The organism is Psychrobacter sp. JCM 18903 (assembly GCF_000586475.1).
Classification (GTDB): domain Bacteria; phylum Pseudomonadota; class Gammaproteobacteria; order Pseudomonadales; family Moraxellaceae; genus Psychrobacter.
Genome location: NZ_BAWJ01000014.1, coordinates 44,812 through 63,160, shown reverse-complemented (window position 1 = coordinate 63,160; position 18,349 = coordinate 44,812). Strand labels below are relative to the sequence as shown.

8 protein-coding genes and 3 pseudogenes are annotated in these 18,349 nt (G+C 41.9%); 4 read left to right on the top strand and 7 right to left on the bottom strand.

Annotation, left to right across the window (positions count from 1 at the left end; genetic code table 11):
- Positions 1-57 precede the first annotated feature (57 nt).
- Positions 58-1,221, top strand: coding sequence for a RelA/SpoT-related domain-containing protein (locus TT12_RS10650; protein WP_045454680.1), 1,164 nt, complete (start codon positions 58-60; stop codon positions 1,219-1,221).
- 38 nt (positions 1,222-1,259) lie between these two features.
- Here the strand turns inward: TT12_RS10650 and TT12_RS10645 are convergent, their stop codons facing one another.
- The 3 genes and pseudogenes from TT12_RS10645 to TT12_RS18545 all read right to left on the bottom strand — a co-directional run bounded on the left by TT12_RS10645 (position 1,260) and on the right by TT12_RS18545 (position 4,405).
- A complete protein-coding gene (locus tag TT12_RS10645; protein WP_045454677.1) occupies positions 1,260-2,276 on the bottom strand; it encodes an ArsA family ATPase in 1,017 nt (338 codons plus the stop codon).
- Positions 2,277-2,309: 33 nt separating this feature from the next.
- A complete protein-coding gene (locus TT12_RS10640; protein ID WP_045454674.1) occupies positions 2,310-2,603 on the bottom strand; it encodes a cory-CC-star protein in 294 nt (97 codons plus the stop codon).
- Positions 2,604-2,726: 123 nt separating this feature from the next.
- Positions 2,727-4,405: pseudogene (locus TT12_RS18545) on the bottom strand (carbon starvation CstA family protein).
- A 296-nt stretch (positions 4,406-4,701) separates the two neighbouring features.
- On the opposite strand from TT12_RS18545, the gene TT12_RS17465 reads away from it, so the two are divergent.
- From TT12_RS17465 to TT12_RS10625, 3 genes are all read left to right on the top strand, one after another.
- Positions 4,702-4,986, top strand: coding sequence for a hypothetical protein (locus TT12_RS17465; RefSeq protein WP_243443600.1), 285 nt, complete (start codon positions 4,702-4,704; stop codon positions 4,984-4,986).
- Positions 4,902-5,369, top strand: coding sequence for a hypothetical protein (locus TT12_RS10630; RefSeq protein WP_243443599.1), 468 nt, complete (start codon positions 4,902-4,904; stop codon positions 5,367-5,369). Before TT12_RS17465 ends, TT12_RS10630 begins: the two co-directional genes overlap by 85 nt.
- A gap of 102 nt (positions 5,370-5,471) precedes the next feature.
- Positions 5,472-6,035: a hypoxanthine-guanine phosphoribosyltransferase gene (locus tag TT12_RS10625; protein ID WP_045447249.1), complete on the top strand. Its 564-nt coding sequence runs from the start codon at positions 5,472-5,474 to the stop codon at positions 6,033-6,035.
- An 80-nt stretch (positions 6,036-6,115) separates the two neighbouring features.
- Here TT12_RS10625 and TT12_RS10620 read toward each other — a convergent pair whose 3' ends face one another.
- The 4 genes and pseudogenes from TT12_RS10620 to TT12_RS19420 all read right to left on the bottom strand — a co-directional run bounded on the left by TT12_RS10620 (position 6,116) and on the right by TT12_RS19420 (position 18,091).
- Positions 6,116-6,634, bottom strand: a complete 519-nt coding sequence (locus TT12_RS10620; protein ID WP_201606095.1) for a MepB family protein — start codon at positions 6,632-6,634, stop codon at positions 6,116-6,118.
- A 37-nt stretch (positions 6,635-6,671) separates the two neighbouring features.
- On the bottom strand, positions 6,672-8,882 hold the full coding sequence (recD, locus tag TT12_RS10615; RefSeq protein WP_045454669.1) for an exodeoxyribonuclease V subunit alpha: 2,211 nt from the start codon (positions 8,880-8,882) through the stop codon (positions 6,672-6,674).
- A 74-nt stretch (positions 8,883-8,956) separates the two neighbouring features.
- Positions 8,957-13,514, bottom strand: a pseudogene (locus TT12_RS19425) (UvrD-helicase domain-containing protein).
- Between the two features lie 76 nt (positions 13,515-13,590).
- Positions 13,591-18,091, bottom strand: a pseudogene (locus TT12_RS19420) (exodeoxyribonuclease V subunit gamma).
- Between the last annotated feature and the right edge of the window lie 258 nt (positions 18,092-18,349).

The following is an 18,349-nucleotide window of genomic DNA, read 5'->3' as shown; positions in this document are numbered from 1 at the left end:
CAAGCGTGAGTAGCAATCTATTTTTAAAAAAATATTAATTATTTGGATAGAACTTATATGAAACATGAAGATGAACTTTTCGAACTAGAAGACCTTCAAGTAGAAAGTTTAAAAGCAGCTCAGATTGATAAAGAAGTATTGGTACATATATATAGGGATTACATGAGCAATCAGGTAATGCTCATGGAACAAGCACGTTACCTTGGTAATATATTACAGAATGGGAATAGCATAAATTCCGTGAAGCAGAGAATCAAAGACCCTCTTCATTTACTAACTAAAATAGTAAGAAAAAGAAAAGAAGCTCTAAAAGGGAAGGCTGATGTTAAATATTTAAATGTTAACGTAGATAATTATAAAGATATAATCAATGACTTAGTTGGGATTAGAGCTATATACCTCTTCAAGGATAACTGGGAATGGGTTAACGACTTTGTTCTAGGTAATTTTGTCGTATGTGAAGACGAATGTATAACAATCTACCATGCTAACGATGATGATCTTAGTTTATATCCAGAGCATGAGACTACGCATAAAGGATATAAATATGTATTAGACACAAAACCATCCCGCTATCGATCTACGCATTACATAATTAAAGGTATTCCACCTTATGATTTTAAATTTGAACTTCAAACTCGAACTATCTTAGATGAAGCCTGGGGTGAAATCGATCACCATATTCGTTATCCAGATTTCCAGAATAATCTAGAACTAGAAAGAAAGATGTCTATCCTTAATGGCGCTCTTAGTGGATGTGAGGAACTTACCTCGACTTATTTCACTCATTTCAATGAAATAAGAGCTAAGAATGAAGAAGACCTATTGGAAGCAGACGAGCAAGGGTTAACGCTTATGCCTAGACAACAAGCCTTAGATTTAATTTCTGATAGTGCTAAAGTAACAGACAGTACATGGGATCAAATTATATTAGATTTAGCTTTAACAAGAGAAAGAGAGAGAGTGGCAACAAGTCAGGAGATCCTTAAAAATAAAATGTACTCCGAAAAATTCAATATTCAAAAGAAAGAGATGGAGGATCTACTGCTTCGTGGTGCAATGAAGAAATTAGAAAATAAACAAGTGGCTAATAAAGAAACAGACTCATCAAAAATTTCACAAAGAGAGCTTCAAATCACTAAATACAAAAGTGCTTTGAAAGGAGTGTCTGATCAAGTACCTATGATAAATATCAAAGGTGAGGACGAGAAAGACACATAAATTATTAGCATTGTATAATCCTATATGTCTAAAATTTTTTATAGTACTGATTTTAACAACTCACTCAATGCCTCAATACCACGCACATCGGTTTGTTGCAGATATATTGGGTATAACGGATACTTGGGAAAGCTTTGCTCAATATCTTGCATTAATTGTTGTTGGCGCTCAGCTCGATGACGCCAAAACGCATCAGACTGGGTCGGTGCTATCAACTGATTAATAACGATGGCGGCTGGCATGAGCTTACTGTCTTCTAATTGCTCTATCGCCCGCTTTGTTTCAGCCAGTGGCAATACGTCAGCCGTCATAACCAATACAATGGCGGTTTGTGTTCGGTCATGCAGTAGCAACCCTGCCTGACGAAACAGCTGTTTGCGTTTCTCTAGTACGGATACTGCTTGTTCCCAGCGGTCAGTTTTTTTTGCGGTAAATGGATTGGCTAAGTCGTTTTTATTATTGTGTTGTTCATGACTGCCCAAATGATTTGCTACTGAGCGAAGTTTTGCCTGCCGCCGCTGCTGCGCTAGCAATCCATCCGTCCATGCCCCCATCATTTCAGGCAGCACTAATAAACGCAGTGTATGTCCCGTCGGTGCGGTATCAAAAATGACGTGCTCATAGCCGGCATCTGCTGCTGCAACCAAGTGCTGGCACATAGATTCGAGCATGGCGGCTTCTTGTGCGCCAGGTGCTGATTTTGATAGCCGTAGATGTTCGCGAATTTTTGGCATCATGTCTGGGTTTGCATAGGAAGTAATGGTGCGTTCAACTTGGGCAAAATGCTCATCGACGATGATATCAGGGTTTAGTTCAATAGCATCTAGACAAGAAGTTACGACTGTTTTTTGGTTTTTTAGTGGGACGTTTAACACATCGCCCAAGCTGTGTGCTGGATCGGTCGAGACAATCAGTGTCTTTTTGCCATGATTGGCATAATAGCTGGCAAGTGCGGCGGCAGTGGTGGTTTTACCGACACCGCCCTTGCCGCCGATAAATATAATCGGCTGCTTTGCCAGTTGCTCTACCAATGCGGGCAAAGGATGTAATGCCATACTTTTATCTCATTTTAATTAATTTAAAGGAAACTAGCAGCAACCTACGTGGTCAAAAGGGCATCTATCCATACCCATACGTGTATGCCACTCATGGAAGTTTTCTAAAAACAATGGCTGCAACTCTAATGTATAAAAGCTGGCCGGATTGTCGATACCCAAGCTTTCCGCAAACATGAGTAGCATGAAAAAATCTTCTTCATCACGCGCGGCGCGTGCCATTGTCTGACGATAAGGCGCATGATAAAACTCATTTAACCCTGCCGCAAATCTTTGCCACCATGGCTCAATATTTTTTATAGGTTTTGTTATATCCGTGTTTTCCATAATCACTCTTCTTTTGCGGATGCTTATTAACTATCATGCCTATATGAGACAAAAAACGCCAGCAATTGCTGCTAGCGTTTTTATCGTATTTCAGTAAGTATCTAACTAGTTATTCAACATGGCTTAGAGATTGCTTTTGCCTCTGTGTATCGACCACTCTTTTCGGAGTACCGATAGACTCTCAAACGTCACTAAAATCGTAGCTATTAAGATAATGACATCCATAATAATAAGCAGCCAATTACCATCATTGAAAAAGGTTTTTAGCTGAATCAATAACGCAAAAACCGTCATGACCAGTAAAAATGACAATGGCCCCAAGGTATACCACACAGGTCTGCCTTTACGTAACAAGATGACAGTAACAATCATCAAGGTTAATGCGGCCATTAGCTGATTCGTCGTGCCAAATAACGGCCAAATAATCATACCGCCAGCACCATCGATGCCACCAGCACCAAAGGCTAATAACAAACAGCTGCCAACGGCAAGCAATGTTGCCACCACACTTTTATTTAGAACAGGTAGTTTATAAATTTCACCAAACTCTTGGAAAATATAGCGTTGCAAACGTACTCCAGTATCCATCGTGGTGCCAGCGAACAATGCTGCCATTACCGTCAGCATCGTCTGTGATAAAACCATATCAATGCCGACACCAGCATTCAATATAGTTGCACCGCCATCAATAAAGGCACCAATAGAGCCATCGCCAAATTTTTGATAAACGGCTTGCCAGTCGCCAAGGGTTGCAAAGCCTGCTGTTGCCGCGAGTATCGCACCCAGTGCCAGCATCCCCTCACCCATGGCACCGAAGTAACCAACGAATCGCACATCCTCTTCTTTATCAATCTGCTTAGATGTCGTACCCGTTGCTACCAGACCATGAAAGCCTGAAATTGCACCACAAGCAATGGTCACAAACAATAAAGGCACCATAGATGGTGTGCCGATTGGCAATGCCGTGTTTATCGCTGGCGCGACAATATTCGGCGTCGCAATAAAGATGGCAGCGTATAACAAAATTAGACCGACAAATAACTGTAAGCCATTGATGTAATCGCGCGGCTGCAAGAGCATCCAAACCGGTAATAAAGAAGCGATTGCCGCATAAGCAAACAAGATAATAATCCAAACAGCATTGTCAGGTAAGCCTAAGAATGTCTCAGGCAATACGACAGGAACATAGGACCAAGATAGATAAGCCCATATAAAGCCGTGACCCCAATGATTGATACCCAAACCAGATTCATCTTATAGCGATAAATACACTGACCGATGATAAAGGCGACTATCAAAGCCCCCCAAACAGGTAGCACAGCGGACGGGGTTTTTATCATCATATTAGCAATAGCGACGCCAAATACCGCATTTACCATGAGTAATAATAGGAAGATAACGATCATCATCAAGCTACGTACACGTGTACCCATGACGGTACCGGCAATCGAGCCAATCGACTGACCTCGATTGCGCATACTAGCCCAAATGGCTGACATATCGTGGACACCTGCCATAAAAATCGTGCCCAATACTACCCAAATGATAGCAGGTACCCAGCCCCAAATAACCGCAATGGCAGGACCAATAATCGGCGCCGCTCCTGCGACTGAAGTAAAATGATGTCCCCATAGCACGTATTTATTGGTGGGGATATAATCCACCCCATCTTTCATAGTGTGCGCTGGCGTGGGGATACTGTTATCCAATGCCAAGATTTTAGTAGCGATAAATTTTGAGTAAAACAGATAACCGCAAAGCATCGCGGCAACAGCAAACACTAGCACGATTGCACTATTCATCTTATCTCTCCTTAGACAAGTAATAGGTAGCCTTATAAGTTCAAGCTTTTTAATTTAGAATATAAAAAATATGTTAAATTAGTCGGCGACTAGTGACTTAGCGCACCTGTCCAAAGGCTGTTTATAGAAGTACTGTGGTATCATCATCCATTAATAAGGCTTTGCATTCTATCGTTAGCACATGTCACTAGTCAGCATATGGTGAGTCTTTGACTGCAACCCATCTAGATACTAACTGATTTAACGACAAATGTAACGCTGGTTAAACATGAAAAACAACAAATAAAGGAAGCACCATGGCGCATTATTTTGGGTTTGTACCTTCAGATAAATTGAAAGCATTAATCATTGACGCTGAGCAAGTGATTGCCTCAAATGAGGAGGTCGAATACTACCCATATCGTGATGCCCTGACGCATCAAACAGCACGTGATCTAATCGACAATTTGTTGATTGGATTGGTAGATATTATTCCAAACCCTGAACGTCAAGCTCCATGCGAAAAATTGTTGGCACAGTTGAAAAAGCGACAGATACGCTGCTTAACATCTTACTCGGTAAAGAGAATAACGAAGAAGTAATGCCAAGCTTTCACTTCTTGAGAGATCGGGCGACGTTTATTGATAATGAAGGTGTAAAACGAGTGGGTTTCAAATTATCTGATGCAGATGCGCAAACCATCGAAAAAGGCTTTGCTGCTATCACACCTGAGCAAGTAGATATGAAAGCATTTAAAACAGCGCTTGAAACCATGAATGAAGAGACATTGACTCACTTTATCAGCCGCTATGCTGAAACGCTGAAACTTGGCATGATTAAACGCAAAGCTGTCCCAGTTGCCAAAGCCGCCATTGATAAAGGCATGAGTATGGCCTTAAATAAGTTGCTACCCGACCTACCGGATCGCTCTTTAAATCGTTTAGCAAACTATTACCGCCCTTTCATCGTAGAAAAGCCAGAATAAATGCCAGTATTTGATTAATTTTGTCTCAAAACACAGATGGCATTGGGCAAATTCACTAAAATTTGCTAAAATAAGCGGCACTTTTTACCGAAGGCGCACCCGATGACCCAAATCAGCAACCAAGAAATTGAAAAAACATTACGCAACTCAGAGTGCCTTATCAGTAGCATCGAAGTAGCCGCTGCTTATGAGCGCCTTGCCGCCCAGCTCAACCTACATTATGCTGGTTTAAACCCAATCGTTATGGTTGTTATGAATGGTGGACTTATTCCAGCTGGTCAACTATTGACTCATTTGACGTTCTATCATCGCATGCATTATATTCATGCATCACGCTATCGTGATAATGCAGGCACCAACGAGTTAGATTGGAAATTCAAACCTGATGTTAGTATCGAAGGTGAGCATGTATTGCTGATTGATGATATTTTTGATGAAGGTATCACGCTAAAAACAGTTGTCGAAGAATTAAGCAAAGAAAAACCTTTATCACTTGAGTGTTGTGTGTTGCTTAATAAAGAGCATGATCGTAAAGTTGAAGATTTTGATGTTGATTTTGTCGGTATCAATGTTGCAGATCGTTATGTCTATGGCTGTGGTATGGATTTCCATGGTTACTTGCGTCATCTGCCTGGCATCTATGCCATCAAAGAAGACAAAGTTTAAGTTCTACATTTGAGTTCAAAAAAAGCATCCAATTTGGATGCTTTTTTATTGCTTGGATTTTGCACTTACTGTTAATTTTGCTACTTATACAATGCCCGTATTTTTTCTGTAGGCAGTATGTTTGTACCAGTCACCACGAAGAAATAATCGAGTTGCCAATTCTGTGTCTTCTTAGCAGTATTACTGGTTGGCTTATCCCAGCTAGGATACACCCTGATAGCCGTCTTACCTTTTGTAAAATGAGACTGAAGAATATGATGTCTAAGCAAGACATTTTTTGGAAAAACAAACTGCCCAAATGTATGGTTATCTTTAAATGTGGTGATTACCAACAAGTCTGGTGACCAATCATATTGAAAAGGTTGATTAATACCTTTGGAATCTTTTTCCCAAAAGGTAACAAACTGCCCTACTTTGGTAGGTGTTTGTTTAGCTACTCTGAATCTAACTGTTTTGACAGTCAGTCTGTTCATTGATTCAAATGTACCAACAGCATATTCTAGATTTTGTGGCTCTTCTTGAGTTGAAGCAATAATCAACTGGTTGGGTTTATAAATAATTTCATTAATATGCTCTAGCACAGTATCAAAGGTATACAACTCTAGTCCTCTTTTTATATTTCTGAGCATTTATCTATTAACGCTTAGAAAACTGTAATGCCAAACCTGTATGGCGCTCAGTAGGTGTTTGAACAGCCTTTTCAAAAGCAGATTTTGTACTATATATGGTTACCTGTTTCTTAGCACGGGTCACCGCCGTATAAATAAGCTCTTTGCTTAGCAATCTAGCATGACTATTATCAAAAGTAATGGCAACGTGCTCAAACTCAGATCCTTGTGATTTATGAATGGTCATCGCATATGCGGTGGCAATCACCTCTTCATTTAGCAGATTGACAGGAATACCCTGTGTTTTATTCTCGAAAAACACTTCTAATCGACTTCTTTCATCCGATGTTTGTAAGCAAAAACCAATGTCACCATTAAATAATCCTAACTCATAGTTATTTTGTAAAACCATCACAGGACGACCATGGAACCATGTATTTTGGCCCAGTGGCAGCTTTAATTCAGTTAGGTGCCACTGAGTGAGATAGTTATTAATGTAGTGATCGCCCCATTCACCATTATGACCAGCACTGAGGATTCTAAACTCATTAAATGTCTCCATTAGTGATGTAATCGTATTTTTTACTGATTCTGGCATGGATTTTTCTATTGGATCTTTTAGGAGTTCTTTTATTTTATGCACATATTTAATATATTTTAGCGATATCTCTGAAACAATTTCTTTATTACTTAGGCTATTTATTGTCTTATTATCTTTAAACTCATTTGTTTGCAGCGTATTTACATATTGAAAACTCAAGGCTTCATCCTGCCTTAACAGCTGCCAGATGGCTTGAGTATTTACCTCTGCCTGATTAATTTGGTAGGCAAGTTTGCCAATACCTGATTCTGCGCTGAATCTGCGGCTTTCGGTTAACTCTTCATGAATGGGTTGTAACAGTGGAATACGGCACAAGTCAGCCAACACTGCTCCTGCATCTACCGCTGCTAGCTGGTTTGCATCGCCCAATAGTATCAGTCTGGCACCTGGTTTTACTGCACTTACGAGATAATTAGCCAACTCGACCCCGAGCATCGATGCCTCATCAACGATGATGATATCTTCGCCAAGTGGATTGTTAGTATCGTAGCGCGGTCTGCCCGTCCGACCAATACCTAACAAGCGATGGATGGTTTTAGCTTCTTGCAACTGTAGCTCAACATTCGCTGCGTCTAACGCTGCCTGCAGAGACTCTTGCATGCGCTGTGCAGCTTTACCCGTTGGTGCTGCTAATGCCAAGCTAGCACTGTCAGTGCTGAACCTAATACTTTTAGACGCACCTTCCCCACTCTCTGTCGCTTGTTGGAGCGCAATGACTAACTGAGCAACGGTATAGGTTTTACCTGTACCTGGGCCACCAGTGATGATGCTAAATGCATTATTATTAGCCACATTAATAGCTGCTATCTGCTGATCGTTTAAATTTTTTGGTATTGATATATTTAGAGGGGTTATCTGTTGATGCAAAATAGTATTAATGTGCTGTGCTAAGTTAAATTCTGCTTGCCAAGAACGATGTAGCCAAAAAGTTAGTGCTAGCTCTGTTTCATTATTAGTCTGATTTTCTTGAATTTTATATATGATAGGCTTATTTTTGCTTAGGCTATTTACTTTATCGTTATTATTAATGCTACTGTTAACTTCAGCAAACAAATCATGTTCGTTAACTAGGCTTATAAAAAAACTTAAGTCTGTATTTTTCAATAATTGGTATAGCGTAGCAATCATGTCAAAACGCTTGGTTATCACCTCTTTTTCATGGTTGCTAAGCGCCAATTGCATCCACAGCTGATCTCTCTTATCAAATAGCGTGTCTAGCCATACGAATAGCGACCTTTCAGTTATAGAGTCATCTTCTGATTGCGTATTTAGTTTGCTATCTATCAGCGCAAAGATTGGCATTGCTAGCATCTCTAATAACTGTTGCTGCCAAGCATATAGCGTAACTACTTCATCATTGATTTGACCTTGCAATGCTTCTTCATGCTCAGAGGACTCAATGGTTAATACGGTATGCCCCTCTTCCAAATGAGTCGCTAACATAACGAATAGAGCGGTGAATAAATTACTTTCTTCTGTTTTAGCGACTTGCTTGCTATCAGTATTAGCTTTTGCCTCTGTTGCGTTATAGGCTAAATACGTTTGCTCGCGGCGTAGCAAGATATAATCACTGATGTTGCTAGCCCAACTTTGTTGTAGCCCAATTACTGCCTTGCTCTCTTTTTTATTATTACTCATAGTATGCTTGTCTCTATGTTTAAATAGTTAATCGATATCATGTTTTTTAGCATTTAATCATTACTTATAGCCTACTAATCGGGCATACCAAACAACGCATCTAAACCTTTAATAAAATCGATTGGAATATCCCAAGTCACTAGTCCATAGCGGTCGTTGTGCATTGAGTGGCTATTATCAGCCTCTTTAACATCTTGTGATAGATCATCAGCTATTTGAGAATTGGGATCATACACACCTCGTAAAAAAACATACTCCACAGCGCCTAAATACTTATCTTCATTGTCTGCATAATCAGGTATTCTCATTGAAAGGAATCGATGTAACGCTACTTGATAAATCGCTGCTTGTAACCAGTACCCTGCTTTGGACATTGCTTGCTTAAGTGTACCTTCATTATAATCGCTTAGGCTATTTCCTAGAAAGTTGCTTTTATAATCGACAACATAATACTTGCCAGCATGTTCGTACACTAAGTCAATTTCGCCGCGCAGATAACGATACAAATGTGCTTTGTTTTGCGGAATAAGAGTGACGTGCTTGTCCATCTCATTAGGGAGATACTGTTGGAAGAGTTTACTGATATCCTGTGCTTTAAAGTTCTCTGACAACCCCATATTGAACTCTAACTCAGAAAATCGCTGACCTGCATTAAGAGAGTTTAATGCTTGATTGGAGGCCAATAGCGGCGCATGTAGTACCTCTTCAATCCAATTGATTAATGCCTCATGCTTGGTAGCATCTATTGAAGCAAGATCAAGTGAACTAGTATTGATTGAACCGTCATCGCCTTGCTCTTGCTTCTTCGCTTGCGATCGACGGCCTTGCTGCTCAGCACTGCTATATGCCAGTGGCAATTGATAGCTGCTGATGGCTCGATCAATCACCTGAGACCACTGCGCTTTATTGCTGAAATCAATTTTTTCAAATATCTCATGCAAGAACGTACCCGCATTAGCACCTTTCACAAAGGTAAAGCGGATATCATCTTCTAACTTCAGGCTTAATTCACCAAGTGCTTCCAGAGATTTTTTACTGCTGGGTGATGCTGAGTTTGACGTTAAAATTTCTGCCATATCAATGTCTATAGCATCATCAATACGCTCATCCACTATCGCCATTGCTTGTGTAGATTCATCGAGCTGACGTGCCAAAGCGGTAAAGCTGGTCTTAGCCCAACCATAAAAATAATTGGTTTTCATAACCTCTGCAAAAGGCGCATACTCAATAGTCTCTGTGGCAGGCTTATGAGCATTTGACTTGGTAACAGCGAGCTGAACATTGTCATTTACGCCTGCTGATTTAGCAGCATTGCTTACGTAGTTATTGTCATAGAACTCATTAACCTTATGCCCTCTGAGCATGCCTATCGTACCTTTAAGTCTATCTGGTAGTTCGAACTTTGGTTCTGGCGATTCAAACCAATAAAATACCGGTTTTAACTCAAACCCTGTTTTATTGTTAGGATCTCGCAGCACGACATAAAGCTGCTCACTGGCACGAGTAAATGCCACATAACCAAGCCGTCGCAGCTCATCAAAGTCTTCTTGAGTTTCGATATTGGTGTAATAGTCCTCTGTAGTCGCTGAGCCTTTTAAGGATGAGAAGCGGCGCTGGTTTCCCGTTGATTCACTATCTATCGAATGATGAACTTCTGTCGACTTTATCACTAGAGCTGAAGGCGCTTGTTGGGCATTGTACAAGTACAATCCATAGTCTTCCTTATTGCCTGACTTCCTACTGGCATCACCCATTCCCAGTACATAGACAATGGGGAACTCAAGCCCTTTTGACTTATGAATGGTCATCAGCTGTACGCCAGACTCTGTCGGTAGCGGATATTGCTTAGCCCAATCGCTATTGGGCGCGGCATCTATATTTTGTCTAAACCAAGCCAATAGTTCATGCTCACCCATACCTAAGCCATATTGCGCCAAAACATCCATTACATGACGCAAATCCATGATATGACGATCGCCTTCTGGATGAGCCGCTAGCGCTTGCCAAACGCCTTGCGGCTGTATGGGATTTTTATCTAACAAGTAATGCAATGCTGACAAGATGCCAAAATGCTGCCAACGCTGTGTACCCTCTTTTAGATAGGTAATAAAGTCTTGATAGCTCTTTTTATTATCAGTAACTTCATTGGCTGGGAGGTCTTTCGAATTAGAGTTGTGTGAATGGGCGCTTGTGGTACTGCTGCTATCAGTAACTCCTGACTCATGATCCGTCATCATGCTTTGATGTTTTTGATACTTAAGCCATATAAATGACTGGTCAACACCCGATTAATCATGTCATGACGATACGGATATAGCATGGCACTCAGCAGCGCCGCCACATCTTCTGCCATGATAGTCTCAAAGATACTGACGTCACTGGTGGTCAAAGTCGGCACATTAAGCTTAACCAACTCATCCTCAACCCGTTTTAGATCTTTTTTGGTACGTGCCAGCAAGCCGATATCACTGGGCTGAATCGGCTTGCCTTTTAAGGTCTGACCACTACTAAGCAAAGTCGCAATATGACGCGCCGTGATTTCATGCTCATCGTACTCAAGCTCTTTGTCTTTATCATAAGGCAAGTGCAATACACTCACTGGCTGAGCAGAGAGTACGTCACTCACTAAATCGCTATTTAGGTCACTGGTTAGTATGTCTGGTTCATTAAACCAAGACAGCTGATTTTCTGGTTTTGCCGCTTTAATATGCTGGTAATAAATACCTGCGCCTAATTGAGCTAACTTATTCTCACCAGTGGTTACATCAGCCATGCCGAACCAACAGTTTAGGGCATTAATCACGCCAGCATTTGAGCGTCGATTAATATCGAGCGTCCAAAGCGTGCTTTTATCAAATTGAGCTTTCATGTAGTTATAGTTGGCCACATCGCCACCACGAAACCCATAAATAGCCTGCTTGGGGTCACCAACCAATAATAAAAATTCATGGCTGGCTTTTTTAGTAGCTGACTGTTTATCATTATCAGCAACCTTGCCCTTTTTCTTTGGCAAATAGATGCTTTCAATCATAATGGCTTGCGCGCCATTGATATCTTGCGACTCATCAATCAATGCCACAGGATAATGGTGACGAATATAACGTGCCAGCTTCTCTCCTTGCCGACCCGTTAATGCTTGGTTTAAACGTACCATTTGCAGGCTAAAGGTCGTCTCACCACGCTCTTCCAAAATAATGGGTAGCCTGTCACGTACCGCCAGCACGATATGACGGTTAAGATTGGCCAAAACAGTCACTATGTATTCGTCTAGCTTTTTGCTTTCTTCGACATAGCGTTTAAAGTCACGAACGACCTGCAACTCATTAAATATCAGATTAACTCTTTCACCATCTTTCGGTTTATAGAATTGCTTACCTACGTCATCAGTTTTCTGAAAAGCTTGTATTAACTTTCCTGTATAAGTTTTTGCGTCTGATATAAATTTGTAAGCGGCTGGACCAAAATTTTTTAATGCTTGAATGATTTTCGGCCAAGAGTCTCTATTATTTTGTAGCTGTCCTTTGGGAACGTCATAATACTCGCCGTCAGGTTTAAAAAAGATATCAAGCTCATCGCTTCGCTCAATGATAGTATTTATAAGCCGCTCATAGCCCTCAAACGAAAAGTCATTTACTACAATCTCATCAATCGGTGCTGAAATAAAGTTCAGCGAGCGAGTCACATATTTTTTATGATCACTCACGGCAGTCAGCTTGCCTTGCTGATCCATAAGGGCATACAGTTTAGGCTGCTCATGATGCAAGCGGCTTTGAAACTGACGCAGCTCATCATGAATAATACTATCGGTCACCTGCTCGATACTGCTCTCTTCGATAATAGCCATGCCCTGCTGGTGACCCGTCTCGCTGCTGTACTCCGTCAACCATTTTTGCGCCAAGCTATCGAGCGTACCCACAAACAGTTTATCCAACGTGGTTAAAACCAGTGCGGTACGCTGATAGCTTCCGTCATTGGATAGCTGTACACGTGATCCAGCAAATAACCGACGAGATGCAGGTTAATGGGATCTTGCATGATGCCATCTAAGCGCACATATTTAGCCTGTGCTACCAACCAGTCTTCACGGTCTTTTTTTGCTTGTACACGCTTTGTGGCAGCAGCTTGCTTATCAGTAGCAAGGTCTTGGTTTAACTCATCAGCGCCTATCTCAGTATTTAAATCCGTACTTGATTGTTTGCCCTCTTGTTTATCCTTATCGCTTTCAGGCATCACCTGCAATATATTGGGATACAAAGCCTCCTTATTACTGATGTCAGCACTTAAACTGTTGACCCACTGCAATAATTGATAAAAATCCACCAAACGATCATGAATACGCTGACGCATCTCAGCGGCAGCGGCTCGCGTAAAGGTAGTAGCAATAATTTGCTCTGGCGCACGTCGTGCTTCAATTAGCAGGCGCAATACAATGCCTGTTAGCGTCCAAGTTTTACCAGTACCAGCAGACGCTTCAATCAGGTGCTTGCCCGTTAGGTCAACATCAACTGCTGGTATCACATCAGCCTTACGCTCACTCATAGGATCTGAGTGAGGCGCATCTGAGTGCTCATCGAATAAATGTGGCTGTGTAGAAAGTTCAATGATATTGGTTAGATCAGTCAAGTCTGTCATATGGGCGCATACTTTTAATTATTATTTATTAAAACAAGATAGCAAAAATTAATTAGAGGCTGTTCTAGATAATGGGCTAGCCATCTAAGTCAATTAACACAGTAAACATCGGCTCGTACAATGGTCGCGCCAAGGTGGTCAACGCCCTTGACAAAGCCTTAAATGCATCTTGATCACGCAGTACGTACTGCCAAATGGCATGCTGCGAGCAAGTATCGTAGACTGTGTCCGAGTGATAACTAGATCTTAACCAGTCTGAAAAGTCTGCTCGTTTTGGCCAATAACTGCCGCCTTCACTATCTTCAGATTTTGAGCACTGATCAAGGTAATTGAGTGCATATTCTGGGAGTAATGTAATAGGCACTTGACCCGTTAACTTGCCAAAAACAGCCCATTTTATCAGCTCAATCACAGCGTCTTCATAGACAATGGGGCTTAGTTTAAATGCGATTGTTTTGTCGTATTTTTTAACTTGTGAGCTCGGCTTATTAAAGCGCCAAATACTCACGCCATCATTTAGTGCCACTTGCTCAGCAGTGGTACGTCTGGCTACTTGCCAATACAAATGTGACAACCAAAACTTGAGTAAATGCCTAGGACTGGCAGAATTGGGCAATATGTTTAACCACTGCTTGGGTGATTGCTGAGCATAAGGCACGCCCGCCTGAATAACTGATATGGATGTTAATATTGGTACTGAGCCTTTTATCTTGATGGCTTTAGGCAACAAGATAAGCAGTGCGCCCATACCCATCATGTCCGTCTCATTGCTTGACTCGTTATTAACACGATTAAGCAAAACTGCCAGTTCTATCTGGACAGGATGCTCGGCGGTTGGCGTTAGTAGCTGCAAACCTGTCGTACCCTCTATCCCATCTTCATTGGGTACAATATTTTCGCCAAAACCATTAGCTATTAACTGCTCTTTAAATTCCAACATTGCTGTTGCAGTTTTTGTTGTTGATTGGGTAGCGTGGTTTGGCGAGCCACACCTGCTGGCATGATTTTTTGATACATCAGGATTGGAGTAGTGGTTTCAGCCGCTGCATTACTATTATTCTTACTCTCATCAGTAACCAACTGTTTAATCAAGTGCTCTTTGATTTGATAGGTAGTCAAACTGTTTAGAAATAATGGCTCTTGATGCGACAGTGCTTCTTCACCTTGTACACATGCACCTTTTGAGCCCGTAAGAACGCTTTGGCAGGATGGCGTACTTGGTAAGCCAACACCCCTTCAATATCTATCTCTCCGATGTTAAATACGCTATCAGATAAATCTTGGATGAGCACCTCTGTCATGCTATTGACATCGCTAGCATCAACAGCTGTATCTAGCGCCAATAGTTCGACCAATGCAGACAAGGTTTGGTTGTCTACTCGACCTAACTGACCCAAGCCTTGACCAAGCATCTTAGCGATTGCTTCGTACTGTGTCTTTGTGGGCAAGCCAACCAACTGTACCTGCTCACTAGACACTCTGCCCTTTAGTGTATCAAATACAGCTTGCCAAAGCGGCGCAGGCGGAAATTGCTTTTTTTGCGCCAATTTGGTTTTGCGCATGGCTTTACTTAAGAGAATGTCCAGCTCATCAATCATCTCAACAGGGCTGGAATCCTGAGCATTGATATTAACGTTGGCATTGTCATCAATATCAGAAGACGCTTGCTCAGAAACATTCGTACCTTCAATTTCTGTTTCAAACAGACTCTCATGAAAAGGTAGTGCAGGATGCTCAGTCACTAGCCACTGCTTAATCAATTTAGGTAAGTAACGCTTGAGGCTTTCGGTGGTGGGATCAATATTCTCAGGCAATGTCTCAAGCGAGTTCACCTGCCATTGCACCTCGCCTTGCAAAAACTGTAATAGCTCACTCACTGGGTTGGCTGGTAGATGCTCATGGGTGTCCATCAAGCTTTGACCGTTATAGAACATCCAGCAAGCACTGCGCGCGCACAGTAGTGCATCTAAAAATGCGCCATTGTCATCATCTTCACTAACTCTGTCACCGCGGCGTGCATTGGTCGCTTTCATCAAATCATAGCGGTTGTCACGATCACGCCCAGGAAACTCTGAGAGATCCATATTGAGCATAACCACCAACTCAAACGGCACGTTTCTTAATGCACCAAAGCGCCCAAAGGTAATTACCCCAGTTGGCTCCGCACTGACCTGCTGACTTTCAAGCTCCGCTTCGATACTGTCTAGCATAAAGCTCAGCTTGAGCGGCAACTGCTCCACACCTGCCAGCCTCTGCTCTACTTCTCTGTTGGCGCTATCACCACTAGCGTACTGTCTATAGTGACGATTGGCTCGCAGACTTGATTTAAAGCCATTCATCGCATTGTAGATGGCTCGCATGGTACGTGTTTGATCCACATCACCAAAGTAACGATGAATCACTTGTCTCTCAATCTGATCGAGCCAATCTTCCGCTTTCATTTTTTGTATATGATCATCGTCGTGCGACCAAACCGGTATAAATGCGGCAAAGCGCTTCAACAATCAACGCATCATTTAGGCTCACTTGTGGTAATGGCAAGGTCATTTCTGGCAACGCAGTGCTTGGCCATTCATCCTTATCTAAAGGATACAAGCAGTCGCTCAACTCAGCCTCTGGCATGACCAGACCTAGGGTCAATCTGTCTAACGCTTGCGCAAAGCTAAAGCGATAGTCGTAATCATTACTATCCAACGTTTGCTTAAGGTGCAGCTCATCAAAACCACGAATAAATCCTGCCTCTACCAACAAGTCACAGCCACGGCTCATCTGCTCATGAGTCAGTCCAAAACTTTCAAACAAAGGTGGCAACATTAGCCAGTCTAAGACTTCAGCCGCCTCAAAACGGGCGCTATGGCTGCCTAATAATTTATAAAAACCAATAATCGCTTCCCATAACTGACGAATATCGGCATCGACAACACCAGTTACCTTAGCAGGCAAAGTCAGACCATCTTGACCTCTGCCACTGACAAAGATAGAGCCAATCAGTGCATGATGACGCTCAACATCGGGTAGCAACACAACAATATCGGATATGTGGCGTTTTTTCTCACCAGATTTGATAGGTTCATTTAACCAACGGCCAATCATGATACGTAACACTTCAAGCTGGCGCTGCAAACTATGACACGAATGAATGCTTAGCTATTATCTTGAGAAGATATTGCCCAAAAACGGTCTACCTCAAAACGCTTATTCTCTAACGCTTCATCTTCATACCAAGCCGTTGCTGGCTTATCTTCATCAAAGCTTGACTCTATCTGCTTACTTACTGCTTGCGAGACTTTAGCAGCCGTTGCTTGCTGGGTCGATTGCTCATCAAGCATCAGCACATCATTCTGCAAACGCTTTAACAGACTTGGATTGTTTTGACTGTTTTGAGCGCTACTAGCATTATCAATATACTCAGTAGCAACCTCATTATTAAAACCAATGCTCAGCGTATCATCAAAATTATCTTGCCATTCCACCAGCGCATCGTCGTATTGCTCATTACCCGATAAATTAGCGAGCATGGCAAAGGTATCGCGCGACTGTTTGCCCAAACGTGATAGCAAGCTATGACCATAATCACGCAAAAACACACTCTCAGGGTTAATAATCTGTTGGCGCTGTAACCATGATTTATCAACAATATCTGCCCAAAACAGCTTCGATGGGTTGTAATGCAATAGCGTGATATTCATGTATTTTGACAAGCGCTGTAAAAAATCAAGCTCGGTCTGTGGCAACTGTTGAATGGTAAAAATGCGCAGTACTTTGGGCAACTGAGCACGCTCATTCGCCTTATTATCTTTCAAAGCCGACCAGAAGACATCTTCAAGTGCCACACGGTGTAGATGAACGTCAGCAAACAAATGCGACCACAAAAATCGTTGCGCAGCCTCTAACTCAACATAATGCTCAACCAACCATTCAGGCGTGCCGCGTGCATACTTATCAAAACGCAGTGACAATGCATCTTTCTCTGCGATCAATTCATCTACATTTAGCGGTTTGTTGTACGACCATAAATCTAGCCAATCCTCACGGTGTGTTAAGTAGCGGTTAAACACTCTTGCCAAATCGCTTGCCAGCTGCCAAATACGGGCGTCTTGTTGTGACTTGTCCTTTATAATGTCCTGTCGCACATTATCTTGATGAGCATCTGCCTGCGGTTCATCAATCAAAGACGCCAGCAATGGATGAACCGGATGTTTTTCATCTGCAACAATCGCCTCTTGGTAGTAAGTCAAATATCCAAACAATCGCCACTGCATTACCGTCGGTGACAACACCGCCACTTCAGGCACATTCAGAGTTTCCGCTTCAGGATTTTGCGCTAGTAAAAAAGCATTATGGCGGGTTAACACATCTTGCATCAGCGTCCATTGATACTGTCCCCAGAACTTAGTACGCACCAAGGTACTAATACCAGCACGACTGGCAATGGTCTTGTCCAACCAATCGCCCAATACCATTGAGGGTACAATGACAATAAAAGGCTCAAAGACAGGCTGATCCTTAAACTGATATTGCACAAGCAGTTGATCAACAAGGTTTTCGGTGCGGTGCGACTGAATAATGGTAAACATAGAGGATAGTCTGATTGAAGTTATAATATGAGTGATAGTGTGATGTAGACGGTCGTGAATGCCCGAAATGGAATAACATTTGCGTTAGCTTTCTAATACATATTGGTGGATGCTAAGGAATACCACGAAGGATACTCACCAATCTATGTTTCGCGGTCGTTACTACAATGTATTTCTGCTAGCATGGCTGTCATAAACATGATGCAAATGACAACAATAATTAACTATCATTGCATCATCAGTGATTATTTATAACAA